General features: G+C 65.3%; 7 protein-coding genes. 4 read left to right on the forward strand and 3 right to left on the reverse strand.

What is annotated here, in order from left to right; all coding sequences use genetic code 11:
* The first annotated feature begins 65 nt into the window (after positions 1 to 65).
* Positions 66 to 1,562 carry an amidase gene (locus ACO076_RS18665; RefSeq protein ID WP_421724319.1) on the forward strand — a complete coding sequence of 499 codons (1,497 nt, stop codon included), beginning with the start codon at positions 66 to 68 and terminating at the stop codon, positions 1,560 to 1,562.
* 379 nt (positions 1,563 to 1,941) lie between these two features.
* Here the strand turns inward: ACO076_RS18665 and ACO076_RS18670 are convergent, their stop codons facing one another.
* Positions 1,942 to 2,508: a TetR/AcrR family transcriptional regulator gene (locus ACO076_RS18670; RefSeq protein ID WP_421724320.1), complete on the reverse strand. Its 567-nt coding sequence runs from the start codon at positions 2,506 to 2,508 to the stop codon at positions 1,942 to 1,944.
* 118 nt (positions 2,509 to 2,626) lie between these two features.
* Between ACO076_RS18670 and ACO076_RS18675 the strand changes: the two genes are divergently transcribed.
* The gene (locus ACO076_RS18675) at positions 2,627 to 3,529 is read left to right on the forward strand and encodes an alpha/beta hydrolase family protein (protein ID WP_421724321.1); all 903 of its coding nucleotides are present in this window, start codon (positions 2,627 to 2,629) and stop codon (positions 3,527 to 3,529) included.
* A 62-nt stretch (positions 3,530 to 3,591) separates the two neighbouring features.
* On the opposite strand, the gene ACO076_RS18680 is transcribed toward ACO076_RS18675, so the two are convergent.
* Positions 3,592 to 4,755 (reverse strand): aminotransferase, encoded by a 1,164-nt coding sequence (locus ACO076_RS18680; RefSeq protein ID WP_421724322.1) that lies wholly within the window; start codon positions 4,753 to 4,755, stop codon positions 3,592 to 3,594.
* A 471-nt stretch (positions 4,756 to 5,226) separates the two neighbouring features.
* Here ACO076_RS18680 and ACO076_RS18685 point away from each other — a divergent pair, with 471 nt between their 5' ends.
* Positions 5,227 to 6,357, forward strand: coding sequence for an efflux RND transporter periplasmic adaptor subunit (locus ACO076_RS18685; RefSeq protein ID WP_421724323.1), 1,131 nt, complete (start codon positions 5,227 to 5,229; stop codon positions 6,355 to 6,357).
* Complete coding sequence (locus ACO076_RS18690) at positions 6,354 to 9,497, forward strand: efflux RND transporter permease subunit (RefSeq protein ID WP_421724324.1); 3,144 nt, start codon at positions 6,354 to 6,356, stop codon at positions 9,495 to 9,497. Before ACO076_RS18685 ends, ACO076_RS18690 begins: the two co-directional genes overlap by 4 nt.
* Before the next feature lie 710 nt (positions 9,498 to 10,207).
* Here ACO076_RS18690 and ACO076_RS18695 read toward each other — a convergent pair.
* Positions 10,208 to 11,641 carry a M81 family metallopeptidase gene (locus ACO076_RS18695; protein WP_421724325.1) on the reverse strand — a complete coding sequence of 478 codons (1,434 nt, stop codon included), beginning with the start codon at positions 11,639 to 11,641 and terminating at the stop codon, positions 10,208 to 10,210.
* Between the last annotated feature and the right edge of the window lies 1 nt (position 11,642).

Consider the following 11,642-nt stretch of genomic DNA (forward strand, 5'->3'; position numbering starts at 1 on the left):
CAATTGAGATGCCACGGCGATCGACATAGGCTGCCATCGACGGAAGACGAGGGCCCTCAGGCGCAATGGAAATCGACACGCTCACGATCGCCGGCGCGCTTGACCAGTTCGCGTGCGGCGACCTCAGTGCCGTGGAACTGTGCCAGGCCTGCCTCGACCGCATTGCCGAGATCGACACTGCCGGCCCGACCTTGCGAGCGGTGCTCGAATTGAACCCGGATGCGCTGACCGATGCCGAGGCCTGCGATCGGGCCCGCCGGAGCGGCGCACCTGTGCCGCCGCTCAACGGCATCCCGATCTTTGTCAAGGACAGCATCGACACCACCGGCCACATGATGACCACAGCCGGATCGATTGCCATGATCGGCAACTACGCGCCACGCGATGCCGTGGTTGTTGCCCGGCTGAGACAGGCCGGCGCGGTCGTTCTCGGCAAGACCAACATGACCGAGTGGAGCTACATGCGCTCCGCCCGCACCTGTAGCGGCTGGAGCAGTCGCGGCGGCCAGATCCGCAACCCGCACGTCCTCGATCGGACCCCGTCCGGTTCCAGTGGCGGCTCCGCCGTCGCGGTGGCAACCAGCATGTGTCTCGGGGCACTTGGCGCCGAGGTCGACGGCTCCGTGGTTCGACCATCGTCGGCGAACGGCATCGTCGGCATCAAGCCGACGGTTGGCCTCGTCAGCCGCACCGGCGTGATGCCGGTGGCAGCACCCCAGGACACGGTCGGCCCGATGGCCCGCACGGTTGCCGACGTCGCGCGCCTGCTGACGGTGCTCGCCGGCCCCGATCCGGAGGATCCGGCAACCATGGTCGACGCCACACCGCAGGCGCCCGACTTCACCACGTTCCTGGTCGACGGCGCGTTGAAAGGCGCCCGGATCGGCGTCGCCCGGGACCTGATGGGAACCCACGAGGGGGTCGACAAGGTCATCGATGACGCGATCGACACGCTGCGCGATCTCGGTGCCGAGATCGTCGATCCGGCGATCGGCGCGTGGACGCCATTCTTCGGCGAAGCGGAGACCGAGCTCTGTCTTTACGGGTTCAAGGACGGGATCAACCGCTACCTGGCGGCTCACCCAAAATCGCCGATGAAGAGCCTGGCCGACGTCATCGCCTTCAACCGGGCCAACGCCGATCGGACGCTGCAGTACTTTCCGCAGGATCTGTTCGAACGCGCCGAGGCCAAGGGTGGGCTTAACGATGAGGCTTACCTGAAGGCAAAGGAAGAATGCCGGCGCATGTCCCGCACCGACGGCATCGACAAGGTCCTGGCCACCCACCGCCTGGACGCCATCGTCGCACCGACCGACGGGACGCCGCCCTGGGCCATCGATCTGCTGGTCGGCGATCACATCGTCGGCGGTTGTTCCGCGCCGCCGGCGATGGCGGGCTATCCCCACGTCACCGTCCCGGCGGGTAAGTGCCACGGGCTGCCGGTCGCCCTGTCCTTCTTCGGACCCGCCTGGCAGGACGGCAAGCTGCTCGGCTATGCGTATGCCTTCGAGCAGGCAACCCACGCCCGCCCGGTGCCGGCCTTCAAGCCAACGGTGGCGTGAGGCCGCCGCAGGCCGAGCTTGGTGACGCGTGTTGTCGGTGCCACGCGGAACGATGCGTCTTCGAGGCTCGGGCTCATAGCCCTCGCATCCCCGATCGGGTCGGGGACAGGCTCTCAAGATGAGGTCTGTAGTTTCCGGCCAGACACACGCACTAAGCTCCTCATGCTGAGAGCCTGCCCCCGACCCGATCGGGGGAGTCCCGGCGGAGCCGGGCCTCGAAGCACGCAGAGCGACCGACGCAGCATTCCCTCTCCCCTTGTGGGAGAGGATAGCGAGGCTTGGCGGTGAAGCCGGTTTAGCCGAGCTTGGTGAGGGGTGTTGGCGGTACCGCCAATCGTCGAACCTCCAACCTCTCATCCGGTTTGCCTAGAGTTCACGCTCAGCCTTTGGCGTCAACGATCGTCAACACCGCGATCTTGAACGACCCGATCAGGCCATCCAGGTCTGCGCGACTTCGTGCGCCGGTCTTAAAGCCCATTGCGACTGTGACGATCAGATGCGCCACATCGGCTACGGATTGTCCCGACGCTTCGATTGGGTCTCGGTAGTCGTCCAGAAGCTCCGCGATCAGCGCCTCATGGCGTTGGTGAGAACGATCGATTTCGTCCTTGCCCGCCGCGTTGTGCCCACTGATCAGATCCTCCGGATCACCGGCAGTCTCCAGCAGTTCGAAGGACTTGACGATTGTCTCGTCGAAGTAGGCATCGAGCTTTTCAGCGAGAGTGGCGCAACGGCCCAACCGCTCGCGCACGCGGGCCAGGCTCTGGTCCGTAACGCTCCGGATCGACGCTCGGATCAATTCGTCCTTGGCGCCGAACAGGTCGTAGAGCGTCTGTCGCGACACACCCGCGTTCGATGCAATGTCGGCCATCGAAGCTTTTCGCGCCCCGTATCGGACGAAGACCCGGATCGCGGCTTCGACAATCTTGTCTTCGGTTTCGGTCAAGGGGGCGAATCCGCGAGCAACATTGCCCGATGATATCGGCGGATCGCGACTTGACAAGCTGAAGTGATCTGTAGGATATAACTCGACATATATCGTCAAATTGTAAACGGAGGACTCAATGGAAAAGGAGCAGGAAGATGCCTTGATCGACGCCTTGGCCAAGGGCGTCAGCTATTCCTTTCGTACGCCGATCCTGCGGCGGCCTTCCGATGTCGGCCTGGCGTATGAGGACATCTTTTTCCCGTCCATGGACGGTGTGATGTTGGACGGATGGTTGATCCCGGCGGCCGGCAGCGACAAGCTGGTCATCTGCAATCACTTCATCGGCGCCAACCGCTACGGTTATCCGGGACACCTGGAACCGTGGACTGGGCAGGGCGGGTTCGAGGTGAACTTCCTTGGCGCGTACAAGGCACTGAACGAGGCCGGCTACACCGTCCTGGCCTATGACCTGCGTGGGCACGGTCACTCCGCCAGTGGCGCTGGCGACATCACCGGTGTGGGCGCGATCGAGTGGCGCGACGTTGTCGGCTCGGTTCGCTACGCCAAGTCACGGCACGATATAGCGACGATGAAAGTCGCCCTGCACAGCCTCTGCATGGGCTGCAATTCGACGTTCATCGCCATGGAGAAGCACCCGGAGGAGTTCGACCACATACGCTGCATGATCGCGCTGCAGCCGCTGTCGGCGGCGCCATTCATCGAACGAGCGCTCATTGATGCCGGGATCGAGAATGCGGTCGAGCGGTTCGACGAGGCCTATACGCGATATTCTAGTTTCCGGCACGCGGACTCGAACGCCGTTGCACGCGCCGATGCCGTCAAATGCCCGACCATGGTCGTCCAGGTCCGTGACGACGCCAGCACCAAGCCCTGGGACGCTGAGCAAATCTACGAGCGGCTACCAAACCCGGACAAGAAGCTCTTGTGGATCGAGGGAACGCCTGTGCGCTACGAGGGCTACCGTTACTTCAGCCAGCATCCGGCCGAGATGGTCGCCTGGTACGACGCCCACGTCTAAGCCGGCGGTGGTCCCGATGTTTTGGACGGACGTTCCCGACCGCAACGACGGTGTTGTCCGACCTACCGGTCCCCCACCCAGCGCGCGAGCCGCGCCACCGCCTCGTCGAGGACATCGTCCCGCTTGGAGAAGCAGAGCCGGATGAAGTGACCCGGTGCGTCGGAGCGGTAGAAGGCCGACACCGGCACCGCGGTCACCCCCGCCTCGATCGTCAGCCGCTCGCAAGTCGCCGCGTCGTCGTCGCCGAGATCGAACGGGCGGGTGTCGACGGTGAGGAAGTAGGTGCCGGCGCACGGCGCCACACCGAAGCCGATGCGGCTCAAGCCCTCGGCCAGCCGGTCGCGCTTGGCCTGAAGATCGCCGGGGAGGCTGCCGTAATAGGCGTCGTCCTTGCCGAGCCCGAAGGCGACCGCGTGCTGCAACCCCGGCGGCGTTGTGAACGTGGTGAACTGGTGCGCCTTGGTGATCGGATCGAGCAGGTTCGGCGCGGCGGTGAGGTAACCGACCTTCCAGCCGGTCAGCGAGAACGTCTTACCCGCCGAGCCGATCCGCACGGTGCGCTCGCGCATCCCCGGCAGCGTCATCAACGGCCGATGACGACGACCGTCGAACAGGATGTGTTCGTAGACCTCGTCGCAGATCGCATAGGCATCGTGGCGGACGACAAGATCGGCGATCAGCGCCAGTTCGTCGTCACTGAAAACCTTGGCCGCCGGGTTCATCGGATTGTTGAGCAGGATCGCCTTGGTCTTCGGGCCGAACGCGGCCGCGAGTGCTTCCTGGTCAAGGCGCCAGTCCGGCGGCGTCACCCGAACCATCCGCGCCGTCGCCCCGGCCCGCTCGACCAGCGGCAGGTAGCAGTCGTAGAGCGGCTCGATCAGCACCACCTCGTCGCCCGGCTCGATCAGCGCCGCCATGCAGTCGGACAGCGCCTCGGTCGCCCCGGAGGTGACCAGCACTTCCGTCCGCCAGTCAACGTCGAGGCCATAGAACCGCCGGTTGGCGTCGGCCACCGCCTGCCGCAGCTCCGGCACGCCCATCATCGGCGGATACTGATTCGGCCCGTTGACCACCGCCTCGGCCGCGACGCGCCGGATATCCTCCGGCCCATCGACGTCGGGGAAACCCTGGCCGAGATTGATCGCGTCGTGGGTCCGCGCGAGTTGGGACATGACCTCGAACACCGTGGTCGGCAGTCCCGTGTAAACCGGGTTGGTGGGTTTCATCGGCGTCGGCGAAATCGGCGAGGTGGGAGCATCGTGTTCACGGCCTTGTGATCGGCGAGCGGCGACGATGTCGCAAACCGGGTGGCCGCGCAATCCGTATCAGCGAATGAACGCGCTGACGACCATGGAGCGGAAAACGATGCCGCGATGACGTCACGGTTGCGCCGGGCGACGGCACGCTCCGCGGCCACGCGACAGCCTTTTCGCCGTCGTGTTGCGCGGATTTGCGCGATTGCGGCGGCAGCGTGGCAACTGAAGCGTCGATGATCAGCCAATGTGCCTGCGATGCAACAGCAACCGACTGATACGCAACGAGTAACCCGGAAACAGGGAGCACAACACTACTGACATATCTGGGCTAACCAATTTGCAATTGTGCGTTCAATTCCAGTGGTGCAGTCGCTATATGCTTCCAATCGCGAAACGGGCGCACCCAGATTGAAGTGGCAGCCCTTTGTCTGGTGATCACAGATGGCTTCATCCATTTTCAAACCCAGTCGGGTTCTGTCTGTTCTTATCGTTCTCGCCGCCGCCGGCTGGATTGCCTCCGGTGCGCTCTCCCAGAGTGAAGGGGAAGAGACCGACGACCAGGCGATCCGCGAATCCGAGGTCGAGGCGCCGGTCCTTGTTCAGAAGGTCGCGGTCTCGACCATCATCCCGGAAACCCATCAGCGCCAGTTCACGCTCTCCTGCACCACCGAGGCGGACCAGCAGTCGGTGGCGGTGGCCCGCGGTGCCGGTGTCATCACCGATCTCAACGTCAAGCGCGGCAGCAACGTCAGGGCCGGCGATGTGATCGCCACGCTCTCCGACGAAGGCCGCGACGCGGCGGTGAAGCAGGCTGAGGCGCTGCTTGAGCAGCGGCGGGCCGAGTACGAGGCCAACAAGGCCCTGATCGACTCCGGCAACACGCCTCGGAACCAATTGCCGGCGCTCGAGGCCGCGGTCGCCGCGGCGGAAGCGACGCTGGCCAGCGCCGAAGCCGAGTCGGATCGTTCGCTCATCCGCTCGCCGATCAACGGTGTGGTCGACGACGTGCCGGTCCAGGTCGGTCAGGCGATCCAGCCGGGTGCGGTCATCGCCGAGGTGATCGATCCGGACCCGATGCTTGCTGTTGGCTTCGTCAGCGAGCGCGAGCGCGGCTTTCTTCAGCTCGGTCAGACGGCGAGCGTGCGCTTCATCAACGGCTCGAACCAGGAAGCGGAAGTCACCTTTGTCGGCCTCAGCGCCGACACCGCAACCCGCACCTATCCGGTCGAAGCGCACATGGACAACGCAGACGCCCGTATTGCCGACGGCGTCACCTGTGAGATGACCGTCTCCACCCAACCGATCGAAGCCGCCCCGGTGCCGCGTTCCGCTCTGGTGTTCTCCGATGACGGCGTGCTCGGCATCCGCGCCGCGGCCGACGACGACCGGGCGCACTTCATGCCGGTGTCGATCGTCGACGACGGCCGGGAGTTGGTCTGGGTCGACGGCATCGACAGCGCCACCCAGGTGATCGTGGTCGGTCAGGACTTCGTCAAGGACGGCGATCGGATCGAGGCCGTCTCGACGGTCGCCGAGGCCGACACCGACATCGCGACGGAGCCTGAACTGTGAGACGGATCGTTGATTTCGCGATCGATCATGCTCGGCTGACGATCGCGATCCTGATCTTCCTGCTGATCGCCGGCGGCAGCGCCTACGTCAACATCCCCAAGGAAGCCGAGCCGGACATCACCGTTCCGATCGTCTACGTCTCGCTGTCGCAGGCCGGCATTTCGCCGGAGGATTCCGAGCGGCTCCTTGTTCGTCCGATGGAGTCGGAACTTAAGGACGTCTCCAACGTCAAGGAAATGAGTTCCGCCGCCTATGAAGGCGGCGGTTACGTTTTGCTGGAATTCGAAGCCGGTTTCGATCCCGACATCGCGCTTCAGGACATCCGTGCCAAGGTCGAGGATGCCAAGGCGGAACTTCCCGCCGATGCTGACGAGCCGCGGGTCGAGGAAGTCAATCTGAGCGAACAGCCGATCGTGCGCGTGGCGCTCGGCGGCGACTTGTCCGAGCGAACGCTCAACCGGATCGCCCACGAAGCGCAGGACGCCATCGAGCTGATCCCGGCGGTACTGTCGGCCGACATCAGCGGCCTGCGCGACGAGGTGATCGAGATCATCGCCGAGCCGATGCTCTTAAACAGCTACGGTGTGTCGCTGGAGGACTTCGCCCTCGCCGTGGCTCGGTCCAACAGCCTGGTGGCCGCAGGGGCGCTGGAAGGGCCGCAGGGGCGCTTCGCCGTCAAGGTTCCGGCGTTGATCGAGACTCCGCAGGACGTCCTCAACATTCCGATCGCCGCCTCGAACGCCGCGGCGGTCACGCTTGGCGACGTCGCCACCGTGCTGCCCACCTTCAAGGACCCGACCTCAATCACCCGGGTCGACGGCCAGTCGGCGGTGGTGGTCGAAGTGTCGAAGCGTTCGGGCGCCAACCTGATCGAGACCGTCGACGCGGTGCGCGCCGCGATCGGGCCGTTGAAGGCCACATGGCCGGATGCCCTGGAAGTCACCTTCATCCAGGACCGGTCCGAGTTCATCCGCACCATGCTCGCCGACCTCCAGAACTCGGTGCTGACCGCCGTGATCCTGGTCGCGGTCATCATCTTGTTTACGCTGGGCGGTCGCGCGTCGATCATGATCGGCATCGCCGTACCGTTCTCGTTCCTGGTCGGCGTGCTCGCCCTCTACATGGCCGGCTTCACGATGAACATCGTGGTGCTGTTCAGCCTGATCCTCGCCGTCGGCATGCTGGTCGACGATGCGATCATCGTCTCGGAATTCGCCGAACGACGAATGTCGGAGGGCATGCCGCCACGCGAGGCCTATGCCTTCGCCGCAAGCCGCATGAGCGGCCCGGTGATCGCCGCGACGCTGACCCGTATCGCCGCGTTCTCACCACTCATGTTCTGGCCGGGCCTCGTCGGCGAATTCATGCAGTATCTGCCGTTGACGCTGATCGCGACGCTGACCGCATCGCTAGTCGCCGCCCTGATCTTCACCCCGACCCTCGGCGCCCTGATCGGCCGGCCCCAGACCGTGCATCACGACGCGGCACGGCGCGAAGGCCCGTTCCTGAAGACGGTCCGCGTCGCCATCCGCTTCCCCGGCCTGACCCTGCTTCTCGCGTTCGGCATGCTTTGGGGCATCATTCAGGTCTACGGCCAGTACGGCGCCGGCGTGGAGTTCTTCCCCGAGGTCGAGCCCGACTTCGGCAACGTGATCATCCACGCGCGCGGGAACATGTCGCTCCCCGAGCAGGACGATCTGGTCAAGGCGGTCGAGGATCGGATCCTCGACATGGAGGAGCTGTCGACCATCTTCTCCCGGGTCGGCACCGGCCGCCAGGGTGACGAGTCCCTTACTGAGGACACCATCGGCACCATCCAGTTCGAGTTCGTCGACTGGCAGGAGCGTCGCCCGGCCGGCGAGATCATGGACGAGGTCCGCGAGCGCACCGCAGACATCCCCGGCATCAAGGTCGAGGTCACCACCCCCGCCGCCGGCCCGCCCACCGGCAAGCCGGTCCAGGTTCAGCTCTCCGGCAACAACCGTGAAGCCCTGTTCGAGGCCGCGCGGCGCGTCTCCGATCAGGTCGCCCAGATCCCCGAGATTCGCGACCTCGACGACGGCCTGCCGATCCCGGGTATCGATTGGCAGGTCCAGGTCGACAAGGCCGAAGCGGCGCGTTACGGCGTCAGCGTGTCCTCCGTCGGATCGCTGATCCGGCTGGTCACCAACGGCTTGACGGTCACCGACTACCGACCGGCGACCAGCGAGGACCCGGTCGACATCATCGTCCGCGTTCCGGAAGACCGGCGTACGCTCAACCAGATCGACGAGCTCTATCTCGAGACGCCGGCAGGATCGGTGCCGATCAGCAACTTCATGGAGCGCGTCCCGGCGCACAAGGTCGGCATCATCAACCGCGTCGACGGCGAGCAAGTGGTTACGGTTACCGCCAATGTCGCCGAGGGCGTGCTTGCCTCGGAGGTGCTGCAGCAGGTCCGCACCATGCTGGAGAGCGCCGACTTCGGCGGCCTGGTGACCTGGAAACTGACCGGCGAGGACGAGGAGAGCCAGGCGGCGCAGGAGTTCCTGATGAACGCCTTCATCGTCGCGGTGTTCCTGATCTTCATCGTGCTGCTCGCCCAGTTCAACAAGCTGTCGAGCGTGATGCTGATCCTGTCGGCGATCATCCTGTCGACGATCGGCGTGATCATCGGCCTCTTGGTGATGAACCAGCCGTTCGGCATCGTCATGACCGGCATCGGGATCATTGCGCTTGCCGGTGTTGTCACCAACAACAACATCGTCCTGATCGACACCTATGACCGATTGCGGCGCGAAGGGGTCCCGGTCGACGAAGCGATCATCCGCACCTGTCGGGAGCGTGCCCGGCCGGTGATGCTGACCGCGGTGACGGCGATCCTCGGCGTGTTGCCGATCGCCTTCGCGGTGACCATCGACTTCCTGAACCGCGAGGTGACGCAAGGGGCACCGTCGGCGCAGTGGTGGATCCAGCTCTCCACCGCGATCGTGTTCGGCCTCGGCTTCGCCACGGTCCTGACCCTGATCATCACCCCGGCCGCCCTCGCCTTCCTGGCCAAACTCGGGCGCTTTTTCGACCGGATATTCCGCCGCAAGCGGCGCGCTCCGGCGAGTGGCGGCGTGGCGCCGGCCCATACCCGTAGCGACCGCAACCCCTGATCCGGTTTCCGGCAACAGGGTTAAGGGCGAAAACACCGTATTTTCAGAGGGTTGACCCCCTTGTCGGCCAGCGCCGGCGTGCGCGATCCGGCCCGCTTTCGCACCGCATCGAAAAGATTCGCGTTTTTGGCAGAACCGAGTCTAAAATGAGGCACTGCCGGCGAAGCCACGGGGCATGGGCGGCAGGTCGCCAGGAAAGGCCATTAAGGCACCCATGGGAGGCGACAAACTTAGGCAGGCCCGCGGCCCGCTCCAAAAGGAGACGCGGCCGGACATGGTCCAAAGGGGGGAGGTTCGCGCCTAGTCATTGTTTGCACGACGGAGCGGAATTCGTGTTTTTTTCCGACCCGCTCTGAACGGCACGGACGAAGCAGCGCCTCACGCCGGCTCGGCCTCCCCCCGCCTGTCTCGCAACGAACCACCTCTCTCTCCACTGGTAGACACCTGCGTCGCTTGAATCCAAATGCGCTCCAGACGGCAAAGCTTGGCCTCGCGAAGCGCGCCTAGCGGAGCCAGAGGGGGGGTCGCAACGTCACGCGATCCGAAGTTCCCCAGCGCAAAATCCTAACCACTCGTCCCCACGCAGCCTGCCCCCGACCCGATCGGGGGGTGGGGACCCAGTCTTTTGGATCACACCAACACGACTGCTCAGGATTCCCGCCTCCGCGGGAATGAGCGGTGGCTGGTGAAGCCGACCCCCAACCCGATCGTCACACCGGAAAGCGGCGCGACAGCCGTGGGTTCGGTTGCCAGTCGAAGTCCGGCTGGAAGGGAAAGGTCGGCGTCGGGCGGCGCTGATTGCTGAGGCTGACGATGTCCTGATTCACTGCCCCGTCGCTGAGGGCCATCAGTGCCGGATTGGCGATCGGCGCAAGCTCCGGCGACAGGTAGCCCGACTTCACCAACAGCACCTGAAGGCTGGTTACGTCCTCGCCGAAGGCCGCGAAATCGGCGAGGTCGTGAAACGGCCGTCGCGCATAGGTCAACACCACCCGGACGGGGCCGGTGCGGACCACGGCCAGGAGGTCCCGGGTCTCGGCGCTGCCGAGCACGCGCACCACGTCCACAGTCCGGGTGATCGGTTGGCAAGCGCTACCCAGCGCACCGCCGAAGGTCAGGTCCAGCCTCGCCCCCTCGCCGGCGGCTGCGGCGGCAAGGGTCGCCGGTGGGTCGGCGATGCCTGCGACCAGCACGTCGTCGAAGCCTCGATCGAGCAGCGCCGCCAGGACGTCGGTCCGGTCGCCGACGCCGCCGCCAGTGGGATTGTCGCCGCTGTCGGCGAGGATGACCGGCCGTGTCGTCGCCCGCTCCGCCGCGTCGAGCATCGCCGTGACCGGGCCCGTCTCGACGCCGAAGTCGAACGCCGCGCGCGCGCTCCAATACGCCTCGGCGAGGTCGCCGGCGGCGGCCAGGGACGCCTCGGCCTCCGTCCCGGTCACCACGGCAGCGGCGGTGGCGCGGGGCACGTCCGCCCAGACATATCCGACCATCAGGTTGGCATCGCGAACGCCCGGACGCTGTCCGACCGACGGCAATCTCGCATAGAGCGATTTCGCGGGATCCTGTTCGGTGCTGGTCCGCTCGCCGGGGAGCAGCACCGGGATCGGCGCCCAGGCGACGCCCGGCCGGAACCCGCCGGTGAGGCACGCCGTCAACATTGAAAACGCCCGACGGTACGTTTCGGTGACGTCGATATGGGGCGCCGTCCGGTAAGCCGCGAAGATGTCGATCGCGTCGATGATCGGTTGCGACACATTGCCGTGCAGATCGTAGGAAACCGCGATCGGGCAGGCATCGCCGACGATCTCGCGGACGGCGCCGATCCAGTCGGCCTCGGCGTCATCCATCCCCTCGACGTGTACCGCCCCGTGCATCAGCAGACAGACCCCGTCGAGCGGCATCGCGGCTGACAGTTCGTTCAGGAATTCCGTCTTGAACGCTTGGTAGACGTCGGCCGCGACGGGACCGCCGGGCACGGCGGACGCCCAGAACAAGGGGATGATGTCGACACCGTCCGGCGGTTCGCCGACCGTGGCGCTGAGGTCGTCGCCGCGCACCACGATGAAATCCTCACGCCGCATGATCTGCGGCGAATAGGTGCTGCATTCGGTATGGATGCCGCCAAGGGCAATACGATGGGTCACG

This window comes from Bauldia sp., from assembly GCF_965232525.1.
Taxonomy (GTDB): Bacteria; Pseudomonadota; Alphaproteobacteria; order Rhizobiales; family Kaistiaceae; genus Bauldia.